Raw genomic sequence first — 14,650 nt, forward strand, 5'->3', positions numbered from 1 at the left:
CATGAGTAAGGGGCAGGACATGCAGCCAAGTGTTGAATGGTCACTGAGACCCTTGGCCGATATGTCGTCCGCGGAGTTCCATGACTGGCAGGCATTGCTCGAAGAGCGTTCCGGCATGGTCGTGTCCGAGCAACGGCGGTCATTTCTGCAGGCGAACCTGAGTACCCGCATGCGTGAGGTCGGTGTGGCTGATTACACCAGCTACTATCGCCACGTCACAGCCGGCCCTCGAGGCGCGGTGGAATGGTCGACCTTGATGGATCGGTTAACGGTGCAGGAGACACGCTTCTTTCGGCATCCCCCTTCGTTCGCACTTCTTTCAGCCTATATGCAGCGGCGTCGCCAGTTGCGTGATGATGCGCTTCCATGGTCGCTATGGAGCGTGGGGTGTTCAAGCGGTGAAGAAACTTATTCGTTGGCGATTTGCGCTGCCGAAGCACTGTCATATAACGGTGGTGACGCGCGTTACGGTGTGATCGGTACCGATATCAGCCTCAGTGCGCTGGGCAAGTCGCGGGAGGGCATCTATAGCCAACGCCGGCTCGAACAGGTGGAGCCTGAACTGCAAAGGCGGTATTTTCAGCCGCTGCCGGATGATCGATTTCAAGTGATACCCAGCCTGGCAGCGCGTGTGTGCTTTGCCAGACTCAATGTGCTGGAGCTGGCCGGCGCGCCAATGTCCGATATGGACGTCATTTTTTGTCAAAACCTGTTGATCTACTTCCGTCGCTGGCGTCGCCGCGAAATCCTCAGTCGCCTGGTCGAGCGCCTGGCTCCTGGAGGATTGTTGGTTATTGGTGCAGGCGAGGTGGTCGGCTGGCAGCATCCGGACTTGGTGCCGGTAGCTGATAGTCAGGTTTTGGCCTTTACCCGGAAAAGTTTATGAGCGGAGTCGCTATGGGTGATCGGCACGATTATGTCGCCCTGGAGTGGGTGAAAGGCGAGATTGCCGAAACGCTAAAGCAGGCGCGGCAGGCTTTGGAAGCGTTCGTCGAAAACCCGCAAGACTCAACGCGGATGCGCTTCTGCCTGACCTACGTGCATCAGGTGCATGGCACCTTGCAGATGGTTGAATTCTACGGCGCCGCACTGCTTGCCGAAGAAATGGAGCAGCTTGCCCGTGCTCTGCTGGACGAGCGTGTCGCCAGCCAGGCAGAAGCGCTTGAAGTGCTCATGCAGGCGATTCTGCAAATGCCGGTGTATCTGGATCGCATCCAGAGTGCTCGCCGCGATCTGCCTATGGTCGTGCTGCCGTTGCTCAATGACCTACGTGCCGCGCGTGGTGAGAAACTGCTCTCGGAGACCAGTCTGTTCTCGCCTAACATGTCCGCTCGTCTTCCGGCACTTTCGACCGAATTTCTGGCTCAGCGGCAAACGGCTGATCTACCAAGCTTGTTACGCAAGTTACGACAGATGCTGCAAGTTGCGTTGGTCGGGGTTATCCGCAATCAGGACATGCCAACCAACCTGGGCTACATGGCGCGAGTTTTCGCTCGCCTGGAAATGCTCTGCAAAGACGCGCCACTAGGCGCGTTGTGGCAGATTGCGTCGGGCATAATCGAGGGATTAGCCAGCGGTGGCGTCGTTAACAGCCCCTCGGTCCGTACCTTGTTGCGCCAGGTGGATAAGGAGCTCAAGCGTCTCGTCGCGCAGGGCGCGGACGGAATCAACCAGGCTGCGCCTGACGAGTTGATCAAGAACCTTCTGTTTTACATCGCCAAGGCGCCCGCACAATCTTCGCGGATCCAGGCCTTGAAGGCCAAGTACAGCCTGGACGACGCGCTACCCGACAGCACCGTGGTCGACGAGGAGCGAGCCCAGCTGGCGGGCCCGGATCGCGGGGCCATGCGCTCGGTTGTAGCTGCATTGTGTGAAGAACTGGTTCGGGTAAAGGACAGCCTGGATCTGTTTGTACGCAGCGATCGGAAGGGGTTGGCCGACCTGAGTGCGCTACGGGCACCGCTCAAGCAGATCGCCGATACGCTTGCAGTTTTGGGCTTCGGCCAGCCCCGCAGGATCGTTCTCGATCAGATTGGTGTGGTCGAAGCTCTGGCGCAAGGGCAACAGCAGCCCGATGATGCTGCTCTGATGGATGTGGCAGGTGCACTGTTGTATGTCGAGGCGACACTGGCCGGCATGGTTGGCGGCACGTCTGACGAGCAAGGCGAAGAGAGCCACCTTCCGACTACTGATGTTGCGCAGATCCATCAACTGGTCATTCGTGAAGCGCGAACGGGCCTTGAGCAGGCTAAGGACGCCATCATCGAGTTCATTGCCTCGCAATGGAATCATCAGCATCTGGCACGCGTGCCCGAGCTGCTGACTCAATCGCGTGGCGGGCTTGCGATGATACCGCTCGCGCGGGCCGCGGCGTTACTGGACGCCTGCAACCGCTATATTCAGGAGCAATTGCTCGCGCAACAGGCGATCCCTGATTGGCAAAGCCTAGATACGCTCGCCGATGCGATAACCAGCGTTGAATATTATCTTGAGCGCCTAAGCGAAGACTGCGGCTCGCAGGGTGATCTAATTCTCGATGTGGCCGAAGAGAGCCTGCAGGCGCTGGGCTACCCACTACGTGAGCAACCATCGACTGTCGGTAGCGAAGAGGTCGGTTCCGCTGCGGACGTCGAGCTGTCCGATCCGCTGAATGAGATAGAGGTTCTGTTGCCGGAGCCAGCGTTGGACTCTCTGGGCACTAAGCGCTTGGATCAGGACAATCTTGAGCTCGAGTCGAGCGATCCATCCGATGCAGAGCCGTCGACCGACTCGGGATTGGGTGTGGATTGGAGTGTCGAGCAAGGCGGCGGTACCGACGACGAACGACATCACGAGCGATCCGCTTCGCCGGACGATGTGTTCGAGCTATCCGAGGCATCGTTTTCGCAAACGACCGCCACCGAAATTGATGACCTGACGGCGGTATCTGACGACCAAGGTGCCGATGAATCGCTCGGCTACTCGGTGGAGTGGAGCGAGGCTGAAATGGCCGAGCTGAATATGCCTGAGGTCGTGCTGCCGGAGCTGGCGGAGCAGCTAGTTGCCGCCGAACCCGCGATGAGCTTGGACGACGTCATGGCCGCCCCGATCGTCGCGATCAATCCGCCCGCGCAGAATGTTCCGCCGAGTTTGTTGCCACCTCCTGAGGGGGAGGAGGCGGTCGATGACGACCTACTCGAGGTCTTCATTGAGGAAGCCGCCGAGGTACTCGACACCATCGGCGAATACCTGCCCCGCTGGTGCGTCGACACTTCTGACAAGGATGCGCTAGGCGAAGTACGGCGAGCTTTCCACACGCTCAAGGGCAGCGGCCGCATGGTGCGTGCGCTGATTATCGGCGAGCTGGCCTGGTCTGTTGAAAACTTGCTCAACCGCGTCCTCGACCGCAGCATTGATGCAAGCGAGCCGGTAAAGAAACTAATCGCCGACGTCGTCGCGCTCATGCCGGCATTGGTTGAGGAATTTGCTGCCAAGGCACAACGTCAGCGCGACGACGTCGATCGGTTGGCGGCCGACGCCCATGCACTGGCCAAAGGGCAACCTATAGATCCTGATCCGCAGGGCGGCGTCAAAGTCAATTCGCTGGCGATGCAGGAGCACCCCCCTGCCGATGATGTGCTGGATCCACAGCTGCTAGAAATTTTCCGCAACGAGGCGGAGTCCCATCTCACCACTTTGGTCGACTTTCTAGCCGACTGCACGCAGCGCCTTCCACAGCCGGTGACCGATGCATTGCAGCGTGCTCTGCATACCCTCAAGGGAAGCGCACATATGGCCGGAATTCTGCCGGTCGCAGAAATTGCCACACCGCTCGAAAAGATGGTCAAGGAGTTCAAGGCCAATCTGATTCCAATGAATCTGGCCGAGGCGGAACTTCTGCACGCTGCAGAACAACTGCTGCGTCGAGGACTGGAGAACCTCGAACGTGAAGCGCTGGCACCCATCGAGGGCGCCGATGATTTCATCGCGCAAGTGCATGCACTGCATCAGACTCGCCTGGCGGGCGAGCGTGGCGAGAACGAACACGGCGAGCCACGCGACCCTGGCATGATCGCACTGTTTCTGTCGGAAGGCATGAACATCCTGCTGGACGCCGAAGATCTTTTGCGCAGCTGGCGTGAGCACCCGGCCGAGCGCCAGGAGTTGACTGCATTGCTGGAGGAGCTGACGACTCTCGGACTCGGTGCGCAAATGGCCGATCTGCCGCAGATCGACGCGCTCTGCCAAGTGTTGCTCGATTTGTATGCCGTAGTACAGGACGGCCGTCTTGCGGTCAGCGCACGTTTCTTCGATGACGTCGAGCAAGGTCATGAAGCGCTGGTTGGCATGATGGATCAGGTCGCCGCTGGGCTGCAGGTCACTGGCCAGCCTGAGCTGGTCGCTCGCCTCGAGGATCTGCTTGCCCAGGCAATCACCCCCCTGACATACGAGCTACCGGGCACCGACACATATCAGGAAGATCCTACCGTTGCTGCGGTTGATGAGTTTTCGCAAGGTGCTCTCGAAGCCGAAGCCGAAGCCGAAGCCGAAGCCGAAGCCGAAGCCGAAGCCTGGCCTGCCGCTTCCCAGTCGGAGCACGACGAGCAGGACGAGGAAATGGTCGAGATTTTCCTCGACGAGGCCGTTGACCTGCTTGAAAGTGCCGGTGGCGCGCTAGACCGCTGGCTGAGCGATCCTGCCAACCAGCTGGCGCTCTCCGCACTGCTACGTGATCTGCACACCCTCAAGGGAGGGGCGCGGATGGCGGAAATCCGCCCGATCGGCGATTTGGCGCATGAGCTCGAAACGCTCTATGAGGGGCTTTCGGACGGTCGTTACGTTCATGCCAGCGATCTCGCCACCCTGCTGCTTCGCAGCCACGATCAACTTGCGGTGCAGCTGGAGCAACTTCAGGCACACAAGCCAATGGGCGACGCAGCCGACCTCATCGAGCGCATCCGAGCTTATCGCCAAGGCGTCACTCCGGTATTCGGAAGCGATGCTTCTGCGGTCAATGAAGCCATAGCTGCCGATGCCGCACTGCCGGGCTTCGAACCGTTCGCCGGTGAACCGGATACATCGGAATTGCCAGGCTCGACCGATCATGACGGGCACGTGACCGAAGGGATGGCTGGCCAAGTCGATGCAAATTCAGCCGATGCCGATGCCGATCAGGCTGAAGCCGAACAGCGATTAGGCGATGCCTTGATCTCCGAACCAGAAATTTCGGAAGAGGGCGCGGAGCAGGTTGAAGCGTGCTCGCCTGAGGCAGAGGAGTCTGAGCATTTCGATATCCAGGCGCCGCCAGCGGTAGCGGAGTCAGCCAACGTGGGTGCCGGCAGCTGGGAGGATCGCGATCCCGAACTGGTAGAAATATTTCTCGAAGAAGGCTTCGACATCGTCGAGCGTGCCGGTATGTCGTTGCAGCGCTGGATGGATGATGTTGACAATACCTTTGAAGTCGAAGCACTGCAGCGTGATCTGCACACCCTTAAAGGCGGTGCGCGGATGGCGGACATTCGTGAGATTGGCGATCTTGCGCATGAATTGGAGTATCTGTACGAGGGATTGTGTGCCGGCAATTACCGGGCGAGCCCGACGCTTTTCACCCTGTTGCAGACTTGTCACGACCGGTTGGCGGCGATGCTCGATGCGGTGCGCTCCTATCGCGAGCTGCCGAGCGGTCTGGACCTGATCGAAACCATTCGGCGCTTTCGGGCGAATCCCGAAGAGCAGTTGAGCATGCCGAGTAGCGTCGCGCTGAGGGCGGCGCAAGATGCTGCTCAGGACGCCGCCGAAGTCGAGATTCTGGACATTTTCGTAGAAGAAGCGGATGACCTTCTGGAGGAAATGGAATCCGCGCTGGGTCGCTGGGAGGCCTCGCGTGACAGCGCCGCTCCACTGGTCGACATGATGCGCATTTTGCATACGCTCAAGGGCGGTGCACGCCTGGCGGCTCAAGGCTGCCTGGGCGATATGGCGCATGACCTCGAGCAGCGCCTTAGCGATGCCCAGCAGCAGGGCGCACCCTGGACGGACAGTTTGTTTGTGGATGTACAACGCGGTTATGACGCGTTGCTCAAGGAAGTCGAATCGATGCGCTCCCGGTTGGTGAGCGAATCTGATGCGAGCTCAGCCGGGCATTCGCCAATGAGTCTCCCGGAGCCGCAATCGGACTCGCCGATAATCATTCTCGAAACCCCGATCGTTGCCGCCAGCGCCCAGGCGCCAACGGCCAACGCTTCGGCTAAGGTGTTGCCTTTCATACGTCGCGCCGAGCAGGCTGCGCTGGACGCCGCGTCACGTCGTGCGCCGCAGGAGCTGGTCAAGGTACCTGCCGATCTGTTGGAAGGATTGGTTAACCTGGCGGGTGAAACCTCGATTTTCCGCGGTCGGGTCGAGCAGCAGGTCAGTGATGTCGGTTTTACGCTGGGCGAGATGGAAGCCACCATCGAGCGGGTTCGTGATCAGTTGCGACGACTGGACACCGAAACCCAGGCGCAGATTCTCAGCCGCTATCAGGCCGAAGCCGAGCGTGCTGGATACGATGACTTCGATCCGCTGGAAATGGACCGCCACTCGCAACTCCAACAATTGTCCCGCGCCCTGTTCGAGTCGGCCTCCGACCTGCTTGATTTGAAAGAAACCCTGGCCGCGCGCAACCGCGATGCTGAAACCTTGCTGTTGCAGCAGGCTAGGGTCAATACGGAGCTTCAGGAAGGTCTCATGCGCACGCGCATGGTGCCCTTCGATCGTCTGGTGCCGCGGTTGCGCCGCATTGTCCGTCAGGTTGCCGGCGAGCTGGGCAAACAGGTCGAATTCCATGTTGGCAACGCAACGGGCGAAATGGATCGCAGCGTACTTGAGCGTATCGTCGCGCCGCTCGAGCACATGCTTCGCAATGCCGTGGATCACGGTATCGAAGCCGTTGCCAAGCGTGCCGCCGCAGGTAAACCTGAGCAGGGCAACATCCGCTTGGATCTGACGCGCGAAGGTGGGGACATCGTCCTTGCATTAAGCGACGATGGAGCGGGCATCAATCTTGACGCGGTGCGTCGCAAGGCAATTGAGCGCGGCCTGATGGTTCCCGGCGGCGACCTGTCGGACCATGAAGTTTTGCAATTCATTCTTGAGGCAGGTTTCTCCACCGCCGAACAAGTAACCCAGATATCAGGCCGCGGCGTCGGTATGGATGTGGTGCACTCGGAGGTAAAACAGCTCGGCGGTTCGATGAGCATCGAATCGAAGCTCGGCAGTGGCACGCGCTTCCTGATCCGTCTGCCATTTACCGTATCGGTCAACCGTGCGCTGATGGTGTATTCAGGTGAAGACCTCTACGCGATTCCGCTGAACACCATCGAAGGTATCGTGCGTGTGTCGCCCTATGAGTTGGAAGCTTACTACCAGCCGGGCGCTTCCCGCTTCGAATACGCTGGGCAGACTTACGAGTTGCGTTATCTGGGAGAGCTGCTGAACAACGGTCAACGGCCGAAACTGGTCGGCCAGAGTCTGCCCCTACCGGTGATTCTGGTGCGTTCGAACGAGCACAGCGTGGCGGTGCAGGTCGACAGCCTCGCCGGCTCGCGCGAAATCGTGGTTAAGGGCTTGGGGCCGCAGTTCGCTACCGTACCGGGCATCTCCGGTGCAACCATCCTGGGCGATGGCCGCGTGGTGGTGATTCTGGATCTGCTCGCGACAATTCGTGTGCTGCATGCACATCTGCTTACGCAGCAGCAACCGCTGCGCCTGCTTGGTGAAGACGAACCGGGCGAGGTGGAGGTTGATCGGCCTATGCTGGTCATGGTGGTGGACGATTCCGTTACCGTGCGTAAGGTAACCAGTCGTCTTCTCGAGCGGAACGGCATGAACGTGCTGACCGCCAAGGACGGTGTCGACGCCATCACCCAGCTGCAAGAGCGTAAGCCGGACGTCATGCTGCTGGACATCGAGATGCCACGTATGGACGGTTTTGAGGTGGCAACACTGGTGCGCCACGATGAGCACCTGAAAGATCTTCCGATCATCATGATCACATCGCGAACCGGCGAAAAGCACAGGGACAGAGCAATGGCCATCGGTGTGAACGAATATCTCGGCAAGCCGTATCAGGAATCCCTGCTGCTCGAGACCATTCAACAATTGGTCAAGAGCCATGAGTGAGATGGCTGCGGCACGCATCGGCGTTATCGCCGACACCTCGCTGCAACGACATGTCCTGCAGCAGGCATTGAGCGCCAATGGCTATCAGGTTGTTCTCAACAGCGATCCTGCACGGCTGCAGGAAGCGGACTTGGAAGCGCTCGAAGCCGACCTGTGGCTCGTCGATCTGGCGCAGACTGAGGATTCGCCACTGGTCAACGCGCTGCTCGAACGCGACCACTGCCCGGTGCTGTTCGGCGAAGGGCACGCCCCGGAGCGTCACTCCGAGAATTATCCGCGCTGGGAGCGGCGTTTGTTCGGCAAACTGAAGCGACTTGTAGGGGACCCCTCCCGGGTCGTTGGTCCACGCCTCGAGGTTCTGCGAGACGAAGAGCACCGCCCCGCGCGCCTGGAGCTGCCGAGCAGCCTAGTAAACGCCAGTTCGGTAGTTGGCGAACCGGCTCGTGAGGTCTGGTTGCTGGCCGCATCTCTGGGTGGTCCCGAGGCAGTGAAAGCATTTCTCGATGCGTTGCCAAGCGGGCTGCCGCTTGGCTTCGTATATGCACAGCATATCGAGGCAAGCTTCGAGTCGGCGTTATCGCAAGTGGTGGGTCGTCACAGCCAATGGAGCGTCAATCAGAGCCGCGAGAACGACGCGATTCGCTGCGGGGAAGTCGTGATCGCGCCCATCGGCCAAGAGATGGGGTTCGGCAAGGATGGCACCATGCAGCTTAGCGGACGTAGCTGGCCCGAGCCCTACAGCCCATCTATCGATCAGATGATGCTCAATCTGGCTCAGCAGTTCGGCAGCCGTTGTGGTGTCATTGCCTTCAGCGGCATGGGCAGCGACGGAAACGCTGCAGCCGCTTACGTGTTGCGCCAGGGTGGCAAAGTCTGGACCCAGCGTGCTGAGTCTTGTGTCTGCTCGAGTATGCCGGATAGCCTTCGCGAAGGCGGTTATAGCTCTCTCAGTGGGGACCCGCGCGAACTGGCCCAAGCCCTGGTCAATCATCTAACGCAACAGGCCTGCCAGCCCGCTGCGGCTCTGCAATTGGATACCCCATGAGCCAATCTGTTGTTACTCAGGAAGCCCCAGCGAGCATTACCGGCTTGCTGGTTCCATTAGCCGATCGCACGCTGTTGCTGCCCAACGTCGCCGTTGCGGAGCTGATCCCCTACCGCGCACCGCAGCCTGCTCAGGGAACGCCGTCCTGGTTTCTTGGCCAGGTACCGTGGCGAGACCTCACGTTGCCGCTGCTGTCATTCGAGGCGGCGTCCGATGGTCATCCCGAAACGGGTCCGGGAGCACGAGTGGCGGTCCTGAACGCCTTGGGCGGACGCGATCATGTGAAATTCATCGCGTTGTTGGTTCAGGGCATTCCCCGCTCAATCAAGGTCGATCCAAGCCTGGCTCGGTCAGATGTAGCGCTGGCGCCGCTGGAGCTGGAAGCGGTCAATCTAGGCGACGTCGAGGCGCGAATTCCAGATATGGTCGCGCTGGAGCAGAAGCTGGCAGACGCCGGGCTGATCTGACGGTGATAAAGGCAGCCGCAGGCCTCAAATGGAAGCGAAAGGCCTGACCGGCTTTCGGCGCCAGCCACTGCCCTGATTTGCTTGCAGGTTAAAAATCGCCCCAGAGTTGCTGGGCCAGGCTCAACGCCACCACCGGTGCCGTTTCTGTACGCAAGACACGCGGGCCAAGGCGAGCAGGCCGGAATCCAGAGAGTCGTGCCTGTTCGACCTCGGCGTCAGTCAGTCCGCCTTCGGGGCCGATCAGAAACGCCAGTGTGGCGGGCGGTTGGTGAGCTGACAGCGGTTCGGCCACCGGATGCAGGACCAGCTTCAGCTCCGCGTCGATGGCCAGCCACTCATACAGCGGCGTCGGTGGATGGATAATCGGAATGATGGAGCGACCGCATTGCTCGCATGCGCTTATGGCGATCTGACGCCAATGGACAAGGCGCTTGTCAGCCCTTTCATCCTTCAAACGTACCTCACAGCGTTCACTGACGACCGGCGTAATCTCTGTGGCGCCCAGTTCCGTCGCTTTCTGGATCGCCCAATCCATCCGCTCGCCACGAGATAAACCTTGGCCAAGGTGTATCCGTAGCATTGGCTCCGGCAATCCGCGAAGCTGCTCGCGAAGTTCGACATTGACGTGCTTTTTGCCTACTTCTGCCAACTCGCCGCGGTATTCGTCGCCGCTGCCATCGAATAGCTGCACGGCCGCACCTGCCGATAGCCGCAGCACGCGGCTTATATAGTGTGCAGAGGCTTCGGGAAGCGCATGGATACCGAGGGAAAGCGGGGCATCGATAAAGAAGCGGGAAAGGCGCATAAGAGCAGCTGCAAACGGCAAGTTGGAATCGGCAAGTTTAAAGCATCGACCGTCCGGCTGCAGTTCTTGGCTTGCTTGAAGCTTGCCGCTGCTATCAGCCCGGGTCGCGAAACTCGCTGGGCGCGCCGGGCACCACCGAGACGCTTACAGTTGCTCGCGTCGCGATATCAATGCTTTCGGTAGCGACCTCTGCAAGAAAGTCGATCTGCTCTTCTGTGATGGTATAGGGCGGCAAAAAGTACACGACGCTGCCAAGGGGACGTAGCAGGGCGCCGCGCTGCAGCGCATGCTGGTAAACCTTGAGGCCGCGCCGTTCCTGCCAGGGATATGAGGTCTTGCTAATCTTGTCTTGAACCATTTCGATGGCCACCGCCATGCCGGTCTGCCGTACTTCGCCGACCTGTGGATGGTCGCGCAAATGAGCGGTGGCCTTGTTCATGCGCGCGGCGAGTGCCTTGTTGGCTTCGATTACATGGTCCTGCTCGAAAATGTCGAGCGTCGCCAGAGCGGCGGCACAGGCCAGCGGGTTGCCGGTATAGGTGTGAGAGTGCAGGAACGCGCGCAGCGTCGAGTAGTCGGCGTAGAACGTCTGATACACCTCGTCGGTCGTCAGGACCGCAGCCATCGGTAGATAGCCTCCGGTTAGTGCCTTCGACAGGCAGAGGAAGTCGGGCGTAACGTTCGCCTGCTCGCAGGCAAACATGGTTCCGGTGCGGCCGAAGCCAACGGCGATCTCGTCGAGGATCAGGTGCACCTGGTAGCGATCGCAAGCGTCACGCAGCAACGAGAGGTAAACCGGATGGTACATGCGCATGCCGCCGGCGCCTTGGATCAGCGGCTCGACGATCACCGCTGCAATCTCCGCGTGATGCTCAGCCAAGGTCTGCTCCATATGAGCGAACATGTTGCGCGAATGGTCTTCCCAGCTCATACCGTCGGGGCGCATGAAGCAATCCGGGCTGGGCACCTTGAGGGTGTCCAACAGCAACGGCTTATAGGTGTCGGTAAATAAAGCCACGTCGCCAACCGACATGGCCGCGACGGTTTCGCCGTGGTAGCTGTTGGTAAGGGTGACGAAGCGCTGCTTGTTCGGCTGATCACTGTTGCGCCAGTAGTGGAAGCTCATCTTCAGCGCGACCTCGATGCCGGTCGAGCCGTTGTCGGTGTAGAACACCCGGTCGAGGCCGGGCGGCGTAATCTTTACCAGCCGTTCCGAGAGCTCGACCACCGGCTGATGGCTGAAGCCGGCGAGCATTACGTGTTCGAGCTGGTCGAGCTGATCCTTGATGCGCTGATTGATTCGCGGGTTCGCATGGCCGAATACGTTCACCCACCAGGAACTGACCGCGTCGAGGTAGCGTTTGCCGTCGAAATCTTCGAGCCAGACACCCTCGCCACGACGAATCGGAATCAGCGGAAGCTGCTCGTGATCTTTCATCTGGGTGCAGGGATGCCAGAGTACGGATAGGTCGCGCTGCATCCAGCTGTCGTTCAGGCTCATCGTCGCTCCTTACGCGGGTGAAATCGGCGCAGCCTAGCAGAAAGCGGTCTATCGGCCTGGCCGTTCAATCGATCTATCTGCATGCTCGATATTTTGAAACGAAAAATGAGATTCATTTCGATCGGTTAGTCGTTAGGCTTATCGCATCTCAAATCCGGGGCTTACCGATGCAATGGCGAAACTCATCCAGCAACTACGGCTTGGTCAGCATCGTCATGCACTGGTTGGTGGCGATTGCTGTGATTGGGCTTTTCGCGCTGGGTTACTGGATGGTGGGCCTAACCTATTACAGCAGCTGGTATCGCACTGCGCCGGATATTCACAAGAGCGTCGGGCTGCTTCTCCTCGGGCTGATGGTGATACGGGTCATCTGGCGATTTTTCAGTAGCGGCCCAGCTCCGCTGGCTAGCCATGGACGTACTACGCGCCTTGCAACCAAGGCAGGGCACGGGATTCTTTATCTTGGCCTGTTTGTCCTGATGATTTCCGGTTACCTGATTTCCACCGCTGATGGGCGTGCAATCAGCGTGTTCGACTGGTTCGAGGTGCCTGCATTGATCACATCGATCCCGAACCAGGAGGACATCGCCGGCCTGATCCACGAATACCTCGCCTGGGGGCTGGTGATTTTCTCCGGCTTGCATGCCCTCGCGGCACTGAAGCACCACTTCATCGATCGCGATCCGACCCTTAAACGGATGTTCGGCCGCGCCGATGCCTGATAGCACTCAAAGGAGAACTCCATGAAGAAAACCTTCGCTGCACTTGCTCTTGGTTCGATGATTCTCGCAGGGCAGGCCGTTGCCGCCGATTATGCGATCGATACGAAGGGCCAACACGCCTTCGTCAATTTCAAGATCAGTCATCTTGGCTACAGCTGGCTGTGGGGCACATTCAAGGAATTCGACGGTAACTTCAGTTTCGATGCCGAGCAGCCGGAAGCGAGCAAAGTCAACGTCACGCTGCAGACCGCCAGCATCGATTCGAACCATGCCGAGCGTGACAAGCATCTGCGCAGTGATGACTTTCTCAACGTCTCCGAGCACCCAACCGCTACCTTTGAATCCACCTCGGTAAAATCCACCGGTGAGGGTACGGCTGATATTACCGGGGACCTGACGCTCAACGGCGTGACCAAACCAGTCGTGATTGCGGCTAAATTCATCGGCGAAGGCAAGGACCCGTGGGGCGGCTACCGCGCCGGCTTCGAAGGCACCACAACGCTAAAATTGAAAGATTTCGACATCAAGATGGACCTCGGCCCAGCTTCGCAGACCGTGGATCTGATCATCTCGGTAGAAGGTGTTCGTCAGTAAGCACGACGGGCATTGCATTGTGGAACGCCGGCTCTGAAGCCGGCGTTCTGCTTTATACGATCATGCGGTCACGCCCATAATGCTGGCGGATGGCTCTGGAATCGCTTGATTCACGGCATTTACATTGTGATCGCTTGTTTACAGACATTCATGAATGTAAGTATATTAATCGCATTCTGCCATTCGAGTCTGCCAGGGCTGTTCTGCTCCGGCTCTGTCTGTTCAACGAGGTCTCTCTCCATGTCAATCAAGCCAGCCAGTGCTGCTCTGATCACCATCTTCGCTGCTGCTTCTCTGCTCGTCGGTTGTCAGGAAGAGGCCGCTGCGCCCGCCGCCCAGCAAATTCCCAAAGTCGGCTTCGTAACACTTGAAGCCGAGCCGTTTGCGCTTACCACGGAACTTCCGGGGCGGGCACAGCCGTTTCGTATCGCCGAGGTGCGCCCGCAGGTCGATGGCATCATTCAGAAGCGTCTGTTTACCGAGGGCAGCGAGGTCAAGGCTGGCCAGCAGCTCTATCAAATCGACGATGCGATCTATCAGGCCACGTATAAGAGTGCCCAGGCCAGCCTCGCATCGACCAAGTCCCTCGCTGATCGCTACGCATTGCTGGTTGAAGAGCAGGCGGTAAGCAAACAGGCTTATGACGAAGCGCGCGCTGCCAACCTACAGGCCGAGGCGGAGCTGGAGCGTGCGAAGATCAATGTGCGTTATACCAAGGTGCTCGCTCCGATCTCGGGGCAAATTGGCCGTTCGGCCGTTACCGAGGGCGCGCTGGTCACCGCAGGCCAGGCCCAAGAGCTGGCAATCATTCAACAGCTCGACCCGATCTACGTCGATGTCACCCAGCCGGCACGGGACCTACTCAATTTGCGTCGCGATCTGGCCGAAGGGCGGCTACAAAAAGCCGGTGAAAACGCTGCGAAAGCGACCCTGATGCTCGAGGACGGAAGCACATACGCGCATGAGGGCAAGCTCGAATTTTCCGAGGTGTCAGTAGACGCCGGAACGGGCTCGGTTGTGCTGCGTGCGGTTTTCCCGAATCCGGACAAGATATTGATGCCAGGCATGTTCGTCCATGCGCAACTGGTCGCAGGAGTCAAGAGCGAAGCCATTCTCGCACCGCAGCAGGGCGTCACTCGGACGCCGAGCGGTCAGGCGACTGCATTGGTGGTCAATGCCGACAACAAAGTCGAGGTGCGTCAGATTACTGCATCGCGCGCCGTTGGCAATCGGTGGCTGGTCAGCGAGGGGCTCAATGCCGGCGACCGCTTGATCACCGAAGGCCTACAGTTCATTCGCCCAGGCGTCGAAGTCGAGCCCGTGCCTGCTACCAATGTTGCCGCTGCCCAGCCACAGGTCCAGTAGGGCTGAGCCAAG

The 14,650-nt window shown here is 59.3% G+C and carries 9 protein-coding genes; 7 read left to right on the forward strand and 2 right to left on the reverse strand.

Annotated elements, in window-relative coordinates:
• Positions 1 to 19: 19 nt before the first annotated feature.
• Genes D7241_RS13155 through D7241_RS13170 form a run of 4 tightly spaced genes read left to right on the forward strand, consistent with a single transcriptional unit; the run spans position 20 to position 9,651 of the window.
• Positions 20 to 886 (forward strand): CheR family methyltransferase, encoded by an 867-nt coding sequence (locus D7241_RS13155; RefSeq protein ID WP_408101883.1) that lies wholly within the window; start codon positions 20 to 22, stop codon positions 884 to 886.
• An 11-nt stretch (positions 887 to 897) separates the two neighbouring features.
• Complete coding sequence (locus D7241_RS13160; protein ID WP_408102331.1) at positions 898 to 8,139, forward strand: Hpt domain-containing protein; 7,242 nt, start codon at positions 898 to 900, stop codon at positions 8,137 to 8,139.
• Positions 8,132 to 9,184, forward strand: a complete 1,053-nt coding sequence (locus D7241_RS13165) for a chemotaxis protein CheB (RefSeq protein WP_408101884.1) — start codon at positions 8,132 to 8,134, stop codon at positions 9,182 to 9,184. The genes D7241_RS13160 and D7241_RS13165 overlap by 8 nt, the downstream gene beginning before the upstream one ends.
• Complete coding sequence (locus D7241_RS13170) at positions 9,181 to 9,651, forward strand: chemotaxis protein CheW (protein WP_255977832.1); 471 nt, start codon at positions 9,181 to 9,183, stop codon at positions 9,649 to 9,651. The genes D7241_RS13165 and D7241_RS13170 overlap by 4 nt, the downstream gene beginning before the upstream one ends.
• Before the next feature lie 88 nt (positions 9,652 to 9,739).
• Here D7241_RS13170 and D7241_RS13175 read toward each other — a convergent pair whose 3' ends face one another.
• Both D7241_RS13175 and D7241_RS13180 read right to left on the reverse strand, forming a co-directional pair.
• Positions 9,740 to 10,456 carry a 16S rRNA (uracil(1498)-N(3))-methyltransferase gene (locus tag D7241_RS13175; protein ID WP_408101885.1) on the reverse strand — a complete coding sequence of 239 codons (717 nt, stop codon included), beginning with the start codon at positions 10,454 to 10,456 and terminating at the stop codon, positions 9,740 to 9,742.
• A gap of 94 nt (positions 10,457 to 10,550) precedes the next feature.
• Complete coding sequence (locus D7241_RS13180; protein ID WP_408101886.1) at positions 10,551 to 11,957, reverse strand: adenosylmethionine--8-amino-7-oxononanoate transaminase; 1,407 nt, start codon at positions 11,955 to 11,957, stop codon at positions 10,551 to 10,553.
• Positions 11,958 to 12,124: 167 nt separating this feature from the next.
• Between D7241_RS13180 and D7241_RS13185 the strand changes: the two genes are divergently transcribed.
• The 3 genes from D7241_RS13185 to D7241_RS13195 all read left to right on the forward strand — a co-directional run bounded on the left by D7241_RS13185 (position 12,125) and on the right by D7241_RS13195 (position 14,638).
• Positions 12,125 to 12,679 (forward strand): cytochrome b, encoded by a 555-nt coding sequence (locus D7241_RS13185; RefSeq protein WP_255977825.1) that lies wholly within the window; start codon positions 12,125 to 12,127, stop codon positions 12,677 to 12,679.
• A 21-nt stretch (positions 12,680 to 12,700) separates the two neighbouring features.
• A complete protein-coding gene (locus D7241_RS13190) occupies positions 12,701 to 13,273 on the forward strand; it encodes a YceI family protein (RefSeq protein WP_255977823.1) in 573 nt (190 codons plus the stop codon).
• Positions 13,274 to 13,513: 240 nt separating this feature from the next.
• Positions 13,514 to 14,638 (forward strand): efflux RND transporter periplasmic adaptor subunit, encoded by a 1,125-nt coding sequence (locus D7241_RS13195; RefSeq protein WP_408101887.1) that lies wholly within the window; start codon positions 13,514 to 13,516, stop codon positions 14,636 to 14,638.
• The last annotated feature ends 12 nt before the right edge of the window (positions 14,639 to 14,650 follow it).

Source organism: Stutzerimonas sp. VN223-3 (assembly GCF_045999685.1).
In the GTDB taxonomy this organism is placed as follows: domain Bacteria; phylum Pseudomonadota; class Gammaproteobacteria; order Pseudomonadales; family Pseudomonadaceae; genus Stutzerimonas; species Stutzerimonas stutzeri_AR.

Coding starts and splice junctions, on each gene's coding strand:
- D7241_RS13155 (WP_408101883.1), top strand. CDS start 20: ATGCAGCCAAGTGTTGAATGGTCACTGAGACCCTTGGCCGATATGTCG.
- D7241_RS13160 (WP_408102331.1), top strand. CDS start 898: ATGGGTGATCGGCACGATTATGTCGCCCTGGAGTGGGTGAAAGGCGAG.
- D7241_RS13165 (WP_408101884.1), top strand. CDS start 8,132: ATGAGTGAGATGGCTGCGGCACGCATCGGCGTTATCGCCGACACCTCG.
- D7241_RS13170 (WP_255977832.1), top strand. CDS start 9,181: ATGAGCCAATCTGTTGTTACTCAGGAAGCCCCAGCGAGCATTACCGGC.
- D7241_RS13175 (WP_408101885.1), bottom strand. CDS start 10,456: ATGCGCCTTTCCCGCTTCTTTATCGATGCCCCGCTTTCCCTCGGTATC.
- D7241_RS13180 (WP_408101886.1), bottom strand. CDS start 11,957: ATGAGCCTGAACGACAGCTGGATGCAGCGCGACCTATCCGTACTCTGG.
- D7241_RS13185 (WP_255977825.1), top strand. CDS start 12,125: ATGCAATGGCGAAACTCATCCAGCAACTACGGCTTGGTCAGCATCGTC.
- D7241_RS13190 (WP_255977823.1), top strand. CDS start 12,701: ATGAAGAAAACCTTCGCTGCACTTGCTCTTGGTTCGATGATTCTCGCA.
- D7241_RS13195 (WP_408101887.1), top strand. CDS start 13,514: ATGTCAATCAAGCCAGCCAGTGCTGCTCTGATCACCATCTTCGCTGCT.